This window comes from Gordonia sp. 852002-50395_SCH5434458, assembly GCF_001665905.1.
Classification (GTDB): Bacteria; Actinomycetota; Actinomycetes; order Mycobacteriales; family Mycobacteriaceae; genus Gordonia; species Gordonia jacobaea.
This window is the reverse complement of the sequence record NZ_LZTC01000035.1, coordinates 40617-56395: the sequence shown is the minus strand read 5'-3', so window position 1 is coordinate 56395 and position 15779 is coordinate 40617. Positions and strand designations below refer to the sequence as shown.

Genomic DNA, 15779 nt, shown 5'->3' with positions numbered 1-15779 from the left:
GCTGTAACGCTCGCTGTCCGCGGAGCGACCACTAACACATCGGGTCCGCTCACCGCAGGAGAACCATGCCAATTTCACCCGAATCCGCTGCCGGCGATCCTCGCGATCAGTGGATTACCTACGACGCCCCCGTCGCCGACGAGTCGACGGCCCCGGGTAACCGAACTCCCGGTCCACGCCGAATGCGGCGCAGGCTCATCGGTCTCGCCACGGTGCTCACCCTGACCGCAGCCCTGCTGGGCCTGAGCGCGGTGATCGGCAAGGACGACCGCGCTTCAGCACTCGTTGGACATCCCGAGGTCCTGCGCAACGGCTGCACGTGGGACTCGTCGGGAAACTACGTCCAGAACTGCAAAGTGTGGTCGCCGTCACAAAACAAGTGGGTCGTCGTGCAGATCCGAGCGTCGAGCGGCAGCGACAAGGGCGTGTACCTCCTCGACGGCATGCGTGCCCGCGACGACCGCTCCGCGTGGACCACCGACGTGCAGGCCGCCAAGGTCTACGACGGTAAGAGCGACACGACACTGGTCATGCCCGCGGGCGGAGCGTCGTCGTTCTACACCGACTGGGACGCCGGAGCCGGCGACAAGAACGTCAAGATCAAGCAGGAGACCTTCCTGACCGACGAACTGCCCGCATACCTCGCGACCAATTTCGGTGTGAGCCGATCGAACAACGCGATCGTCGGGCTGTCGATGTCGGCCGGGCCCGCTGTCACGCTTGCCGAGCGGCATCCCGAGCAGTTCAAGGTTGTGCAGGCGATGTCGGGCTACTACCAAACCGACAATCCGATCGGCGCGCTCGGAGTGTTGGCAACACAGACACTCGTCTCCAACTACACCAACGGGATCGTCAACATGTGGGGCGCGCCGGGAAGCGCACGGTGGACCGCGAACGATCCGTCGAAGAACATCGACAAGCTCAAGCAGAACGGGCAGACGCTGATCATCTCGTCCGGGAGCGGCTTTCCGAGTCCCGCCGATATGGCGAAGCTCTCGCAGTCGGATCTGATCAACGCCATCGCGTTGGAAGTCCTGTCGGCGGTATCGACGGTGCTCATGCAGTTGCAGCTCGCACAGTCCGGGGTATCGGTGATCTCGCTTCCGAACTACGGGGTCCACGACTGGGCCAACTGGGATCGCAGCCTGGGCGCAGGCAAGAACGACGTGTTGGGCGCACTCAACAAGACACCTGCGGTGACCGCGAAGACACAGCTCGTCAGTGCTGCGGGATCGCCCGAACCCGACGGCGTGGCCAAGGCAACTGCTGCCGCGCGTGTTGCGGCGTCGCAGCAGGTGCAGACCCCGGCGGTACTCGCAGCGGTGGCGGCAGACAAGGCGTCGAGTACATCGAGCACTACGTCGACCTCGCCGTCGGAATCCGCCCGATCTGCCGGCTCCACAACCGAATCGACGACCAGCGCTCCCTCCGAGGAGACCACGACAACCACAACCCCTGCCCCGACGGGCTCCAGCACATCGAGCCCGAGCAACTCGACGCCGCCGCAGTCGACGACTTCCGACTCGACGACGACAACAACAACGACGACCACACCGTCGCCGTAACCCTGCAGGCTGGGGAAAGCCGCTATGCGCCCAGCATCGTCGTGCCCGTCCGCTGACGGATCGGCTCGAATGATCTACTCGAGGGCATGACGCCTTCACCGAGCGCCCTGGTCCTCGCCGCGGATCAGGGCGAGGTCGCAGTACTCACGCTTGCCATCGCGCTCTACTCGGCGGCCATACTCATCGCTATCGGCGTGGGTATCAACGCCGTCAACCGCAAGCGTCGACGCCTCGCCATCGCGATGGCGATATGCGTCGGGGTGCTGGTGGTTGCCGGCGTCGTCGTCGCGGTGATGAGCAGTATCCACTGACGGCTCTGCCGTCCCAATCCAACTAACGGCTCTGCCGTCCCAATCCAACTAACGGCTCTGCCGTCCCATCCAACTGACGACTCGCCGTTCACCTGCACCGACGGCCTGCCGTCCACCTCCTCGACGCCCCGCGTATGCGCGAACGCTCAACGGTATTCACTGAGGGGGCTTAGACTTCGGCGGTTACGCTCTGCCGCGGGGGGACGCAGCCCGTAGTCCCGACGGTGGAATCGATCTGATCAGGGGTGTGTATGTCAGAGATGCCGTTCGGTGGTTTAAGTCGTCGCGAGTTCTTGTCGAGAGTTGCCGCGGTCGGCGGGGGCGCACTGCTCACGTCGTGGGCCACGCCGATCATCGACAAGGCCTACGCCCAGGCCGACCCTGGGGGCACCGGGTCACTCGACGACATCGAGCACATCGTGCTGTTCATGCAGGAGAACCGCAGCTTCGATCACTACTTCGGCACCTACTCGGGTGTGCGAGGATTCGGCGAGTCGACGCCGCTGTGGCGCCAGCACGGCTGGGCACCCGGCGTCGGACCGACCAAGTCGGGATACACGATGCCGTTCCGCCTCGACACCGAGAACGACGCCAACCTCGACGGGGAGTGCATCAACGACCCCGACCACTCGTGGGCCGGGCTCCATCACGCGTGGAACGGCGGCCGCAACGACGGTTGGCTCCCCATGTCGATCGATTCGGTCGGCCCCGCCAACGCGCCTGCACTCATGGGCTACTACGAGCGTGAGGACATCCCTGTCCACCGGACGCTCGCCGAGGCATTCACCATCTGCGACGCCTACCACTGCTCGGTGCTCGGCCCCACCGACCCCAATCGCCTGTACTGGATGAGCGCAACGCTCGACCCCGAGGGCAAGCACGGTGGGCCGCTTCTCGAAACACCAACGCTCATACCCAAATTCGCCTATAGCTGGCGCACCATGCCGGAGAACCTCAGCGAGGCGGGCGTGAGTTGGAAGATCTACAACAACAAAGACCTCGGCCCGGTCTCGTCGGTTGTCCTCGACGGCATGATGGGCTGTTTCAAGCAGGCGCAGAATCCCAACTCGGAGTTGGCTCGACGCGGTATCGACCCGACCTACCCGAACGACTTCCGCGCCGACGTCGCCGCCAACCGGCTGCCCAAGGTGTCGTGGGTCGTCCCACCGGCGATATGGTGCGAACATCCCGCGTTGCCTGCGGCTTTGGGCGCTGTCGGCATCGTGCAACTCCTCGACATCCTGACGTCGAATCCCGCGGTCTGGGAGAAGACGGCTCTGATCATCAGCTACGACGAGAACGGCGGCTTCTTCGACCACGTCGTTCCCCCGACCGCACCGCCCGGCACCAAGGGCGAGTACGTCAGCGTGCCGAACATCAACAAGGTCTCGTCGTCAAAAGGCATCCGCGGGCCGATCGGACTGGGCTACCGCGTGCCGTGCTTCGTGATCTCGCCGTACAGTCGTGGCGGACTCGTCGCGCGCGAAACCTTCGACCACACTTCGCAATTGCGACTCATCGAGAAGCGCTTCGGCGTCGACGTCCCGAACCTCACCGCGTGGCGCAGGCAGACCGTCGGCGACATGACGACGGCGTTCGATTTCGCGCACCGCCCCAACTCAGCGCGGCCACGCCTCGGCGACCCGAATCCCAAGGCACAGAACGCCCTATTGAAGTGCGGCCCCAACATTGCGGCGGGCACGGCCGGGTATGGCAAGCCGTATCCGGTGCCGCCCAACAGTATGCCGCGTCAGCAGCCCGGCACGCGTAGGTCGCCGAGCGGCGTCGTCTGACCCGTTCTCACGCCGCGGCGGGCAGACGTCCGTCGAGAACCGCCGCGGCTGTGCGCGTGAACACGGTCGTCCATGCGGCGACGAGAACACCCAAGAGCATCGCCGCGGCAACGCGAAACATGGTGGCGTCCAATGCCGTTGCCAGCGCGGCCAAGCCCGTCACGCAGGTGCCGATCGGAAATGTGAAGCTCCACCATGTCAGCGCGAACGGCATGGAGCGTCGGATGTTGTGCACGGTGACAGCGGTGGCGAGCGCGAACATCACTACGCCCACGCCGGTCGCCGCGACCCCGTAACCGACACCGAAGGTCCGCAAACCCGTTACGATGGTGTGGGACTCGGAGGTGTAGCCGGCGAGCGCGGAGTCGGCATGCGCGGCAAGCGAATTCGCTGCCGTGATGGACTGGCCGATGATGCCGAGCGTGATCCAGATGGTCGGCGCGGCACACCCGGTGGGCACGGTCCCGTGAACCAGCCGGCCATAGATCATCGAGAGTGTGATCAGGCCCAGGAACAAGCTGAGTCCAAACAGCAAGTAGCACAACAGCAGAAAGCTCACTCGCCACTGCCCTGCCGGAACGTGGTCGACCAGCAGCGCACCGGCCGTCGCCGACACCATCGGCGGGACGACCGGCATCAGCCATGCTGGCAGCGCGACGAGGTCGGAGCGTCGACGATGGCGCGTCATCATGAGAAATGGCACCCCGATCGCCGTGCCGAGTCCCAGGAGGGTCCCGACCGACCACAGAGCCGCGTCGACGACAACCGCCGCGTCAGTCCCGAGGATCGACGCCCCAAGGGTGATGGTGCCCGCTCCGACGGTCAACAGCGCCATCGGGATCGCGCCGTAGAACTGAACCATCACGGGGTCGGCGGCGTAGCGTCGTGCCTGCATCGGATGCCTCACCCAATGCACACCGAACGCCGCGGTGACCACCACAAGCAGCACGGCCGCGAGCAACCAGATCGCGGTCGCGAAGCCGCGGACCGCCGACAGGCCTCCCGCAACGCTGATCGCCGACGTCGCCACGATCCCGGTACCCATCACCGCCGCAAACCAGTTGGGTGTGATGTGGGCGAACGCCTCGGCGCGACGCCTCACCGACGACCCGCTCGACGGAACGTCGGAGGCCAGCGGACGGTCGAGGATCTCGGTCATGGTCCCCAGCATCGGCCGCCGGCCGACCCGCCGGAAGACGGCTCAGCCTTGCGGGGTCACAAGCACTGTTTGTGACTGAGCACGCCCACTCGACGCGACGAAGCGCCCACTCGACGGAATACAGCGCCCACTCGGCCGCACTCCCTGCCGAGTGGGCGCTTCGTTCAGCCGACTGGGCGCTTCGTTCAGCCGACTGGGCGCCTGGTTCAGCCCACTGGGGGCTTGGCTCAGTCCACCGTGCAGGTCAGTCGACGGCCATCTCGCCGAGCTCCGACCAGCCGTCGGCGTCGACGGTGGTGTTGATGATTTCCGGTGTCGCGACGAGGAACTGCGGCAGGTCGGCGGTCGCCTTCTTGAAGTGATCGCTCGAGACGTGAGCGACGGCGGCGTCGTCGTCGAACGCCTCGATGAGGACGTATTCGTTGGGGTCGTCGAGGCTGCGTGACCACGTGAACCATTTGTTGCCGGGCTCCGACCGTGTTGCCTCGGTGAATTCGGCGACCAGGTCGGGCCACTGATCTGCGTACTCGGGCTTGATCTGCCATTTGGCGACGATGTGGATCATGCACCCAGCCTAGGTCGCCGCCACGACAACGTGGAACGGTTGCCGTGTCTCATTGTGAGAACACCGATCGTGCAAACACCGAGTGTGAGGCGGCGTGCATCACCTAACCCAAGCGGGCGTAACTTGGGTCACACAGCACCACAGGAGGAGAAGCGATGCGCGAGATCACCAAGTTCTACGTCGACGGTCAGTGGGTGGAGCCCACCGAGTTGAATCTCATCGACGTGATCAATCCGGCCACCGAGAAGGCCGCTGGCCACGTCGCCCTGGGCACCGCCGCAGACGTCGACGCCGCCGTGAACGCAGCGCGACGCGCCTTCGCCTCGTGGGGGCGCAGCTCCGTCGACGACAGGCTCGCCGTGCTCAACGCCATCATCGCGGAGTATCAGAAACGCGCAGACGACCTCGCCGACGCCGTCACCGAGGAGATGGGTGCCCCCGCGGGACTGGCGCAGGCCGCCCAGGTACCGATCGGCCTCGGACACCTCATGACCGCCGCTGCGGCGCTGCCCGAGTACCGCTTCGCGGAGGATCGCCGAACCTCTCGAATCGTCAAGGAGCCCATCGGTGTCTGCGGATTCATCACGCCCTGGAACTGGCCGCTCAATCAGGTCATGTGCAAGGTGGCACCCGCGTTGGCCACCGGCTGCACGATGGTGTTGAAGCCGTCGGAGGTCGCTCCGTTCTCGGCCGCGATCGTCGCCGAGATCTTCGACGCCGCAGGCGTTCCCGCAGGCGTCTTCAATCTGGTCAACGGTGACGGACCCGGCGTCGGGTCGGCGTTGGCGGCCCACCCCGGCATCGACATGATCTCCTTCACCGGCAGCACCCGCGCGGGCATCGAGGTCGCGCGCACCGCAGCCCCGACCGTCAAGCGCGTCGCACAGGAACTCGGCGGCAAGAGCCCCAACATCATCCTCGACGACGACGACCTCGCACAGAACGTCGCCGGTGGCGTCGCATCGGTCATGCTCAACTCCGGACAGTCGTGCAACGCACCCACCCGCATGCTCGTCCCCAACTCGCGAATCGACGACGTCGTCGAGGCCGTGAAATCGGTCGAACCCTCACTGACAGTGGGAGATCCGACCAGCAAGGTGCGTCTCGGCCCGGTCGTCTCGGAACCGCAGTTCGAGAAGATCCAGGGCCTCATCGAGCGCGCGATCGACGACGGCGCCACCCCGGTCATCGGCGGTGCCGGCAGGCCTGACGATCTGCCGACCGGCTACTACGTGCGTCCGACCGTCTTCTCCGGCGTCACCAACGACATGGAGATCGCGCGGACCGAGGTGTTCGGGCCCGTGCTGGTCGTCATCGGCTACGACGACATCGACGAAGCACTCGAGATCGCCAACGACACCGAGTACGGTCTCGCGGGCTACGTGTCGGGCAAGGATCTCGACGAGGTGCGTCGGATCGGCGAGCGTATCCGCGCCGGATCGATCTCCCTCAACGGGGCGCAACTCGATCCGTCGGCACCGTTCGGCGGCTACAAGCAGAGCGGCAACGGCCGCGAGTGGAGCGACTACGCATTCGACGAGTTCCTCGAGGTGAAGTCGCTCCTGGGCTACGACGCCCGAGCCTGCGTATCCGGATGGGTCACACGTGCCCATCCGGATACACTGCGGGCAACGAAGACTCGGTGACAGTCGCAGAGTAGGTCGACCCCGCGAGGAGCCCAGATGACCGTTGCCCGTGACATCGCCGACGTGATCGAACACCATATCGGCGGTGAGATCCCCGTGCATCTCACCGCATGGGACGGCAGCGTCGTCGGCCCGGACGACGCCCCGCACGTCGCCATCTACAGCCCCGACGCGCTGCGCCGAATCATCTGGCATCCAGGCGAACTCGGCGCAGCTCAGGCGTACGTCACCGGCGAGCTCGACGTTGTCGACGACCTCGACGACGCCCTCACCCATGTGTGGGAGGTCGCCGCCGCTCGCGGGCTCTCCGGTATCCGCCCATCACCGCGCGTACTTTTCGACGTCGCGCAACTGGCCCTCCGCTACCGACTTCTCGGCCTCCCCACAGCCCCGCCTGCCAGCCAGGCACGCGTGCGGGGACGCCTGCATTCCCGCGCTCGCGACCGCGCCGCGATCAGTCACCACTACGACCTGTCGAACGACTTCTACGAACTGATCCTCGACGAGCACATGGCGTACTCGAGCGCCTACTGGACGTCGGATCGCCCCGACTACACGCTGGCCGACGCACAGGCGGACAAACTCGATCGCGTCTGCCGCAAGGTGGGTCTGGATTCGGTTGCCGGACAGCGATTCCTGGACATCGGGTGCGGATGGGGATCGCTATCCCTGTATGCGGCAGAACATTTCGACGCACGAGTGGTCGGCGTGACCATCTCACGCGAACAGAAGGCGTTCATCGACGAGCGCATCGCGCAGCGTGGTCTGGCCGACCGCGTCGAGATCCGCGTGCAGGACTACCGCGAGATCCCCGACCCTCCGTTCGACGCCGTGGCGTCGTTGGAGATGGGCGAGCACGTCGGCGAGCAGAACTATGCGACATACGCACAGGTGTTGCGCGACAAGGTCATTCCCGGTGGACGTGTGTGCATTCAGCAGATGTCAAGGCCCGAGGGCAAGCATCCCGGCGGCGGCCCGTTCATCGAGTCGTTCATCGCACCCGACATGTACATGCGCCCCGTCGACCGAACCGTGCAGTACCTGGTCGATGCCGGACTCCGCGTCGACGACGTCGAGGAGATGGCCGAGCATTACGTTCGGACCGTCGACGTCTGGTACGACACCTTCGAGAAGAACTGGGCACGCGCCGTCGACCTGGTCGGCGATGAGATGGCCCGCGTGTGGCGGCTCTACCTCGTCGGCGGACGCATGGCCTTCCGCGACGGCCGCATGGGCGTCGAGCAGATCACGGCAACAAGGCCACGTTAGCCCTGTGCTTGCGTGACGTGCCCCTCGAGCCACCCGAGCGTCGTCGAGAGCACTTTATCCTGCTCTGGCTCGTTGAAGATCTCGTGGTAGAGATCGTCGAAGATGACGAGCGTCTTGTCGTCGGAGCCCGCGAGGCGTTCGACCATCTCGCTGCCTGCCGGGTTGGTCAGCCGGTCGGCTGAACCGTGCATCACGAGAAGTGGGATCGTCAGCGAGCCCACGCGGTCGGGGAAGCTCTGCATCGTCGACAGCATCTCCGCACCCAGCCGCGCCGGAATACGAGCGCGCGTCACGAGCGGATCGGCTTGGTACGCGGCAACGACATCGGGATCGCGAGAGACGGCCGTCGAATCCAGCGCGATGGTCGGCAGCCAGGGCGCGACCTTGCCGAGAACCTGGGAGACGGCGATGACCGGGCCCGGCATGTCGTCGCCGGGCATCACGGCGGCACCGGAGAGGATCAGTCCGTCGAGCTTGCCCTGATGGTCGAGTGCGTAGTCGAGCGCGATGCAGCCGCCCATGCTGTGTCCGAGCAGATAGGTGGGCAGTCCGTCGATCGCGGTCTGCGTGACAACGGTGTCGAGGTCGTCACTGAATTGCTTGAATGACTTGATACGCAACCGTTTTCCGCCGGACCGGCCGTGCCCGAGGTGGTCGGGTATCGCAACGGAGAAACCGGCGTCGGTGAACACCTTCGCGACGTGCGAGTACCGCCCGCCGTGCTCGCCGAGGCCATGTGCGATGACGACGAGAGCGCGCGGGTTCGCGGGCGTGAGGGTTGTGTAGAAGATCTGCTCGCCGTGCTTGCCGGAGAAGGTGCGCTCTTCGGTCGTGACGCCAGGTGTGCCGTCTACGCTGTCAGCCATTGGGCCATTATGGCTTACCGCGCGGCCGGATCAGCAAGTTCGGGCCAAGCTCCACCCGGGCACGTCAACCACCGATCCGCGTCAGACGCCGACCCCGACGAACTTCTCCGATGCCGTCCAGAGCCCGTCGATGAGGTCTTGCCGGTGTGCCTGCTTGTTCTCCCGACCGTTGGGCTTGAGCCGGTCGAAGTAGACGCCGTTGATCTCCGGGTCCGCACCACGACGTGCCAGAGCGACGAGTGGCTGCGCGCCCTGCTCAGGGGTGATGGTGCCGAACCGCTTGAGGGGTGTGCGGTAGAACAGTCCGACGAAGGCAGAGTCGCGACCGAAGCTGCTGGCGACCACACCGGGGTGTACGGCAGCCGAGACGATCCCGTCGTCACGCCACCGATCGGCGATACCCCTGGTGAACATGATGTTCTCCAATTTGCTTGTCCCGTAACACCGTAACTCGATCGTGCGTCGTCGCTCGAAGTCCAGGTCGGTGAGATCCACGCTGCCCGCAAGGTTGCCGAAGCTCGAGGTGTTGACCACCAGCGCGCCACCATCGGCGGCCAACTGCTCCTTGAGCAGGTTCGTCAGGAGAAACCCGCTGAGGTGATTGATCTGGAAGTTCGGCTCGTGTCCGTCCGCCGTCTTCTGTGCCGGCGCGAACGTGCCGCCCGCGTTGTTGAGCAGCACATCGATGGAATCGACCCGAGCGGCGATGTCGCCGGCCAGAGCGCGTACCTCGTCGAAGCGCGCATAGTCGGCGGTGAACGCGGTCGCACCCACCTCTGCCGCCACAGCCTTCGTCTTCTCCTCCGACCTCCCGACGATGATCAGGTCGACGTCGGGTCCGGCGAGCTCGCGTGCGGCGACAGCTCCTATTCCGTCGCTGGCGCCGGTGATCACGATCGTCCGTGTGTCTGCCACTGAGGTCCCCCGCTTCGTGTCATCGGGCGTCGTGCCCGAACCGTTCTCATCAGGTCTACACGGTGTCGGGTCAAGACGGCGTCGGGCCTGGTCCCCTCGCCCGCGGGGCACGCCGAGCACGCATCACTCGCGCCAGAACCCCGCTTCTTCCAGCAACTCGACGGCGCGATGACCCCCGCGCAGGAAGTGCCCCTCGATCAGCGTGCGAACGATGCCCGGCGAACGGCCACGCAGAGCGTCGAGGATCTCGCGATGATCACGCATCGACGAGGCCACCGCGTCGGGGTGCGAGTCGAAGAACCCCGACGGAATTGCCCTGCTGAGCAGCCGAAGCTCCGCGATCAGCCGCCGTGATGAGGACGCCTTGTTGATCACCCGATGGAAGTGCGAGTTCAAAGCTTCGAGTTCGATGAGATCGGCGGTCGATTCCATCTGTGCGGCAAGGTTGTCGAGAGTCTCGAAGTCGTCGACGGAGAGGTTCATCGCAGCGCGCTCGGCGGCAAGGCCCGAGATCACGCCGAGCATCCAGTAGTGGTCGCGGATGTCCTCGCGAGACAGATCGGCGACGAACGCCCCGCGCCGCGGGATCGTCTCGATGATGCCTTCGCCCGCCAACGAGATCAGCGCCTCCCGGACGGGCAGTTTGCTCATACCCAAGTGGTCGGCGAGCGCATCCTGGTCGATCTTGGCGCCCCGACGTAACTCACCGGCGAAGACGAGGCCCCTGATCGCACGGGCCGCCGCCTCCTTGCGCACCGACGTCGCCACGTCGGACTTCTCGGCGGAGTTCACGGTCATTCGTCGATGCTATCGCCCAGTCGACGTCGCAAGCGCCTCGAATTATCATCTTCGACGCTCCGCGCGGACGTAGAAAGTGTCTTAGCTGTCGATATGCAAGACCTCTTGGTGCGATCTGCTTGTATTTGATAATTTTCACCCCATGACCACCGCAACCGATCAACCGACGCCCGAGGTCGACGCCGACGATTTCGAGCAGATCCGCCAACTGGTCCACGACTTCATCCGCACCAGGGTCGTGCCCCGCGAAACCGAGATCATGCAGTCCAACGAGGTACCGGCCGATCTGCGTGCACAAGCCGCGGAGATGGGATTGTTCGGATATGCGATTCCGCAGGAATGGGGTGGCCTCGGACTCGACCTGACCCAAGATGTCGAGCTGGCAATGGAGTTCGGGTACACCAGCTTGGCGTTGCGGTCGATGTTCGGCACCAACAACGGCATCGCAGGTCAGGTGCTCGTCAACTTCGGCACCGACGAACAGAAGAAGCAATGGCTCGAGCGCATCGCGTCGGGTGAGGTGGTCGCGTCCTTCGCACTGACAGAACCGGGGGCGGGCTCCAATCCGGCGGGGTTGCGCACCAAGGCAACGCGCGACGGGCAGGAATGGGTGATCGACGGCCAGAAGCGCTTCATCACCAATGCGCCGATCGCCGACCTCTTTGTCGTCTTCGCGCGCACCCGCCCCGCCGACGAGTCGGGCACCGGGATAGCCGTATTCCTCGTTCCCGCAGACACTCCCGGCGTCGAGGTCGGTACCAAGGACGCCAAGATGGGCCAGGAGGGCGCGTGGACGGCCGACGTCACCTTCGACGGGGTGCGCGTACCTTCGTCGGCGCTTGTCGGTGGCGATGAGGAGAAGGGCTACAAGGCTGCGATGACGTCGCTGGCCCGCGGTCGTGTGCACATCGCCGCACTGTCGGTGGGGCAGGCGCAGCGCGCACTCGACGAATCGGTTGCCTATGCCGCGAACGCCACACAGGGCGGAAAGGCCATCGGCTCTTTCCAATTGGTGCAGGCGATGCTCGCAGACCAGCAGACCGGAGTGATGGCCGGACGGGCGCTGGTCCGCGAGGCCGCCGCCAAGTACGTCTCCGGAGAGGATCGACGCATCGGACCGTCGGCGGCAAAACTGTTCTGCACGGAGATGGTGGGCAAGGTCGCCGATCTCGCCGTGCAGATCCACGGCGGAACCGGCTACATGCGCGAGGTACCTGTCGAACGTATCTACCGCGACGTGCGCCTGCTCCGCCTGTACGAGGGCACCAGTGAGATCCAACGACTCATCATCGGCGGCAACCTGATTCGCGCCGCAACGACGTAAACGCGGCCACCAACCACACATCCACCCGTCCCGAGAACAGGACAACTTCGCCATGCCAGGACCGCTCCTGAACGATCAGACCGCCGTGATCACCGGCGCCGCACAGGGAATCGGCTTCGCCATCGCGCAGCTCTTCGTCGACGAAGGTGCCCGCGTCGTGATCGGCGACGTCAATGCGGAAGCCGCCGACAAGGCAGCCGCACAACTCGGCGGCTCCGAGCGTGCGATCGGCGTGCGGTGCGATGTCACCGACAGCGACGACGTCGACGCGTTACTCGCCGCAGCCGCAGACGCTTTCGGCCCCGTCGACGTCATGGTGAACAATGCCGGGATCACTCGCGACGCCACCATGCGCACCATGACCGAAGACCAGTTCGACCAGGTCATCAACGTGCATCTGAAGGGCACCTGGAACGGCACGCGCAAAGCCGCGGCGATCATGCGCGAACGCAAGAGCGGCGCCATCGTCAACCTGTCGTCGCTGTCGGGCAAGGTCGGCATTGTCGGGCAGACCAACTACTCCGCGGCCAAGGCCGGCATCGTCGGGATGACCAAGGCCGCCGCGAAAGAGATGGCGCACCACGGGGTTCGAGTCAACGCCGTCGCGCCGGGCCTCATCCGCTCGGCCATGACCGAAGCCATGCCACAGAAGGCATGGGATCAGAAGATGGCCGAGATCCCGATGGGACGCGCGGGCGAGGTCAGCGAAGTCGCCACTGTGGCACTGTTTCTCGCGAGCCACCTCTCGTCGTATATGACCGGCACCGTCATGGAGGTCACCGGCGGGCGGTTCATGTGACCACCGGGCGCAGTCAGGTGTCTCGTCCGCTGGCAGGCGTTCGCGTCGTCGAGGTGTCGAGCTTCGTCGCATCGCCCCTGTGCGGCTTGACACTTGCGCAACTCGGCGCCGAGGTGATCCGGGTCGATCCGACCGGCGGTGCCGCCGACGTCCACCGCTGGCCGCTGACCGATGACGGCACCACCTCCATCTACTGGACCGGCCTCAACCGCGGCAAGAAGTCGATCACCGCCGACCTGCGATCACCCGACGGCCAGGAGTTGATTCGACGACTCGTCGTCGAATCAGGTTGTGGCGGTGGGATTCTGGTGACCAATGCGGCAGGCCGGGACTGGATGAGCCACGAGACGCTGGCAGCGCTGCGCAGCGACGTGATCACCGTGGAGCTGTGCGGACTTTCCGACGGCTCCCCCGCAGTCGACTACACGGTCAACGCGGGCATCGGCTTTCCGATGATCACCGGTCCGCTCGATCATGCGGGTCCGGTCAACCATGTACTCCCCGCGTGGGATGTGATCTGCGGACTCTATGCCGCCGTGTCACTCACCGCCGCGGTACGCAAACGCGAACACAGCGGCGACGGTAGCCGTATTCGGCTGGCGCTCGAGGACACCGCGTTGTCGATCGCCGGAACGCTTGGCTATCTGACCGAACCGCAGGTGAATTCGACGTCGCGGCCCGCCACGGGGAACGACGTCTACGGGACGTACGGCACCGACGTCACGACCGCGGACGGAGATCGATTCATGATCGTCGCCCTCACCGCACGCCACTTTCGCGACCTGGTGCGCATCACCGGAACCGACGGCGTCGTCGGCGCACTCGAACGCTCACTCGACGTCGACTTCACCACCGAGGCCGACCGCTTCACCCATCGCGACGTGTTGAACGCGCTGTTCCGCACGTGGTTTGCCAACCAGCCGACCGAGAGAGTCGCCGAGCTCCTCGAGGAGTCGTCGGTGCTCGCACAGCGCTACCGAACATTCGACGAGGTGGTGGCGTCCGGCGCGCTCGCGGCGAACCCACTGTTCACCGATCTCGACCAGCCCGGCGTCGGCACCTACCTCGCCGCGGGACTACCTGCAGGCTTCGACGGCGAACACTTCGCGGCAGGGCCCGCGCCAACACTCGGCGCCGACACGCCCACGTGGGCCGACGACCCCGACACCCCGTGACGCCGACAACCCCGTGACACCACCGACGACGTCTCCGGAATAACACCGCACCTCGGCAGGTTGACTGAACCAGTTGCTCAGATTTGAGCAAACAGCCGACCAGGAGGTTCCGATGCCCGCCATCACCGCCGACACCACAACACTGCCCCGCCTCACCGCGCCGGCACTCGAGGCAACCGAACGACCCGTGAAGTCACTGACCCGTGGCCCACGCGGATACGAGGGCGAAGGGTTTCCCGTGGTCAGAGCCTTCGCAGGCGTTCCGGCAGCGGTCCTCGACCCATTCATCCACATGGATCAGATGGGCGAGGTCGACTACGAGCCGGGCGAACCGAAGGGCACCGACTGGCATCCGCACCGCGGCTTCGAGACCGTCACCTACATCATCGACGGCCGCTTCCAGCACCAGGACTCCACCGGTGGCGGCGGGTTGATCGAGAACGGCGCCACGCAGTGGATGACTGCCGGTGCCGGCATCCTGCACATCGAGACCCCACCGGCCGAGTTGGTCGAGTCCGGCGGCCTGTTCCACGGCATCCAGCTCTGGGTGAACCTGCCGGCCAAGGACAAGTTCCTCACACCGCGCTACCAGAACCTCGAAGCCGGGAACGTCGCGCTCGTCGCCTCGCCCGACGGTGGCGCACTCGTCCGCATCATCGCCGGTGAGCTCGACGGCCACGCCGGGCCGGGTGCCACACACACGCCGATCACGGTGGCGCACGCGACCGTCGCGCCGGGTGCATCCGTGTCGGTGCCGTGGCGTGAGGACTTCAACGCCCTCGCCTACGTCCTGTCCGGACGTGGCACCGTCGGCCCAGATGCGCGTCCGATCGAGCAGGGTCAACTCGCCGTATTCGGCAAGGGTGACCGTCTGACTGTCGCCGCCGATGCCGGACAGGACAGCAACCGCCCCGCCCTCGAGGTCCTCCTTCTCGGCGGGCAACCGATTCGCGAACCCGTCGCACACTACGGTCCGTTCGTGATGAACACCCGCGAGCAACTGATCGAAGCCATCGAAGACTTCCAGGCCGGTCGTCTCGGCGTCATTCCGCCGGATGCGATCATGCCGCACACCAGCACTCGATGACCGCCAACCCCTCGATCCAGAAGGTCGCCGCGTCGAAATCCCAGGCGTGGCGGCTCTTCATCGAGACCAGCGCCCGACTCCAGACCACGCTCGACGACGAACTCCGTGCTCACTGCCGAATGTCGTTGGCGGACTATCACGTTCTGTTGATCCTCCACGAATGCCCCGGTGGCCGTGCACGAATGCGCGACCTCTCCCACCGCATGGTGTTCTCGACGTCGCGTCTGTCCTACCAGATCGACGCGATGGTCCGACGCGGCTGGCTTCGTCGCGAGGCGGCCCCGGAGGACAAACGCGGCAGCTACGCGGTACTGACCGACGACGGACGCACGGCGTTCGCGGCGGCGGCACGCGACCACGGTGCGGCCGTCGACAGGTTGTTCACCTCCGCGCTGTCGGATTCCGAGGCAAGCGGACTCGCCGACCTCATGGAGACACTGACCAGTCACCTCGACGCCGAAACTCCCCTCACCCCAAGCACATCCGCGAACCGAGCGAAATGACGAC

Annotated in this window: 14 protein-coding genes and 1 pseudogene; 10 read left to right on the top strand and 5 right to left on the bottom strand. The window is 65.5% G+C overall.

Annotated elements, in window-relative coordinates; translation table 11 throughout:
* Positions 1-65 precede the first annotated feature (65 nt).
* The 3 genes from A5785_RS06710 to A5785_RS06700 all read left to right on the top strand — a co-directional run bounded on the left by A5785_RS06710 (position 66) and on the right by A5785_RS06700 (position 3669).
* Complete coding sequence (locus A5785_RS06710) at positions 66-1565, top strand: alpha/beta hydrolase (protein ID WP_064865405.1); 1500 nt, start codon at positions 66-68, stop codon at positions 1563-1565.
* Between the two features lie 86 nt (positions 1566-1651).
* Positions 1652-1876 (top strand): hypothetical protein, encoded by a 225-nt coding sequence (locus tag A5785_RS06705; RefSeq protein WP_005202113.1) that lies wholly within the window; start codon positions 1652-1654, stop codon positions 1874-1876.
* Positions 1877-2127: 251 nt separating this feature from the next.
* A complete protein-coding gene (locus tag A5785_RS06700) occupies positions 2128-3669 on the top strand; it encodes an alkaline phosphatase family protein (RefSeq protein WP_064865402.1) in 1542 nt (513 codons plus the stop codon).
* A gap of 7 nt (positions 3670-3676) precedes the next feature.
* Here A5785_RS06700 and A5785_RS06695 read toward each other — a convergent pair whose 3' ends face one another.
* Both A5785_RS06695 and A5785_RS06690 read right to left on the bottom strand, forming a co-directional pair.
* Positions 3677-4828 carry a TDT family transporter gene (locus tag A5785_RS06695; protein WP_064865633.1) on the bottom strand — a complete coding sequence of 384 codons (1152 nt, stop codon included), beginning with the start codon at positions 4826-4828 and terminating at the stop codon, positions 3677-3679.
* Positions 4829-5072: 244 nt separating this feature from the next.
* On the bottom strand, positions 5073-5393 hold the full coding sequence (locus A5785_RS06690) for a putative quinol monooxygenase (protein ID WP_064863761.1): 321 nt from the start codon (positions 5391-5393) through the stop codon (positions 5073-5075).
* A 155-nt stretch (positions 5394-5548) separates the two neighbouring features.
* On the opposite strand from A5785_RS06690, the pseudogene A5785_RS06685 reads away from it, so the two are divergent.
* Together A5785_RS06685 and A5785_RS06680 are read left to right on the top strand one after the other, a co-directional pair.
* Positions 5549-6970: pseudogene (locus A5785_RS06685) on the top strand (aldehyde dehydrogenase family protein); the annotation flags it as partial.
* 105 nt (positions 6971-7075) lie between these two features.
* Positions 7076-8308, top strand: coding sequence for an SAM-dependent methyltransferase (locus A5785_RS06680; protein WP_064865400.1), 1233 nt, complete (start codon positions 7076-7078; stop codon positions 8306-8308).
* Here A5785_RS06680 and A5785_RS06675 read toward each other — a convergent pair.
* The 3 genes from A5785_RS06675 to A5785_RS06665 all read right to left on the bottom strand — a co-directional run bounded on the left by A5785_RS06675 (position 8305) and on the right by A5785_RS06665 (position 10887).
* A complete protein-coding gene (locus tag A5785_RS06675) occupies positions 8305-9174 on the bottom strand; it encodes an alpha/beta hydrolase (protein WP_064865398.1) in 870 nt (289 codons plus the stop codon). The two genes, A5785_RS06680 and A5785_RS06675, sit on opposite strands and share 4 nt — an antisense overlap.
* A gap of 81 nt (positions 9175-9255) precedes the next feature.
* Entirely contained in the window at positions 9256-10089 is an 834-nt protein-coding gene (locus tag A5785_RS06670) for an SDR family NAD(P)-dependent oxidoreductase (protein WP_064863757.1), read from the bottom strand.
* Between the two features lie 123 nt (positions 10090-10212).
* Positions 10213-10887 carry a GntR family transcriptional regulator gene (locus A5785_RS06665; RefSeq protein WP_064863756.1) on the bottom strand — a complete coding sequence of 225 codons (675 nt, stop codon included), beginning with the start codon at positions 10885-10887 and terminating at the stop codon, positions 10213-10215.
* A 142-nt stretch (positions 10888-11029) separates the two neighbouring features.
* On the opposite strand from A5785_RS06665, the gene A5785_RS06660 reads away from it, so the two are divergent.
* The 5 genes from A5785_RS06660 to A5785_RS06640 all read left to right on the top strand — a co-directional run bounded on the left by A5785_RS06660 (position 11030) and on the right by A5785_RS06640 (position 15775).
* Positions 11030-12211 (top strand): acyl-CoA dehydrogenase family protein, encoded by a 1182-nt coding sequence (locus A5785_RS06660; RefSeq protein ID WP_064863755.1) that lies wholly within the window; start codon positions 11030-11032, stop codon positions 12209-12211.
* 52 nt (positions 12212-12263) lie between these two features.
* Entirely contained in the window at positions 12264-13010 is a 747-nt protein-coding gene (fabG, locus tag A5785_RS06655) for a 3-oxoacyl-ACP reductase FabG (RefSeq protein WP_064865396.1), read from the top strand.
* A complete protein-coding gene (locus A5785_RS06650) occupies positions 13007-14185 on the top strand; it encodes a CoA transferase (protein WP_005202135.1) in 1179 nt (392 codons plus the stop codon). Before fabG ends, A5785_RS06650 begins: the two co-directional genes overlap by 4 nt.
* Positions 14186-14297: 112 nt before the next feature.
* Positions 14298-15272 (top strand): pirin family protein, encoded by a 975-nt coding sequence (locus tag A5785_RS06645; protein WP_005202136.1) that lies wholly within the window; start codon positions 14298-14300, stop codon positions 15270-15272.
* A complete protein-coding gene (locus A5785_RS06640) occupies positions 15269-15775 on the top strand; it encodes a MarR family winged helix-turn-helix transcriptional regulator (RefSeq protein ID WP_005202137.1) in 507 nt (168 codons plus the stop codon). The genes A5785_RS06645 and A5785_RS06640 overlap by 4 nt, the downstream gene beginning before the upstream one ends.
* Positions 15776-15779: the final 4 nt, after the last annotated feature.

Bases quoted from the DNA above. Each gene is read 5' to 3' on its own strand.
- A5785_RS06710 (WP_064865405.1), top strand. From the start codon at position 66: ATGCCAATTTCACCCGAATCCGCTGCCGGCGATCCTCGCGATCAGTGG.
- A5785_RS06705 (WP_005202113.1), top strand. From the start codon at position 1,652: ATGACGCCTTCACCGAGCGCCCTGGTCCTCGCCGCGGATCAGGGCGAG.
- A5785_RS06700 (WP_064865402.1), top strand. From the start codon at position 2,128: ATGTCAGAGATGCCGTTCGGTGGTTTAAGTCGTCGCGAGTTCTTGTCG.
- A5785_RS06695 (WP_064865633.1), bottom strand. From the start codon at position 4,828: ATGACCGAGATCCTCGACCGTCCGCTGGCCTCCGACGTTCCGTCGAGC.
- A5785_RS06690 (WP_064863761.1), bottom strand. From the start codon at position 5,393: ATGATCCACATCGTCGCCAAATGGCAGATCAAGCCCGAGTACGCAGAT.
- A5785_RS06680 (WP_064865400.1), top strand. From the start codon at position 7,076: ATGACCGTTGCCCGTGACATCGCCGACGTGATCGAACACCATATCGGC.
- A5785_RS06675 (WP_064865398.1), bottom strand. From the start codon at position 9,174: ATGGCTGACAGCGTAGACGGCACACCTGGCGTCACGACCGAAGAGCGC.
- A5785_RS06665 (WP_064863756.1), bottom strand. From the start codon at position 10,887: ATGACCGTGAACTCCGCCGAGAAGTCCGACGTGGCGACGTCGGTGCGC.
- A5785_RS06660 (WP_064863755.1), top strand. From the start codon at position 11,030: ATGACCACCGCAACCGATCAACCGACGCCCGAGGTCGACGCCGACGAT.
- fabG (WP_064865396.1), top strand. From the start codon at position 12,264: ATGCCAGGACCGCTCCTGAACGATCAGACCGCCGTGATCACCGGCGCC.
- A5785_RS06645 (WP_005202136.1), top strand. From the start codon at position 14,298: ATGCCCGCCATCACCGCCGACACCACAACACTGCCCCGCCTCACCGCG.
- A5785_RS06640 (WP_005202137.1), top strand. From the start codon at position 15,269: ATGACCGCCAACCCCTCGATCCAGAAGGTCGCCGCGTCGAAATCCCAG.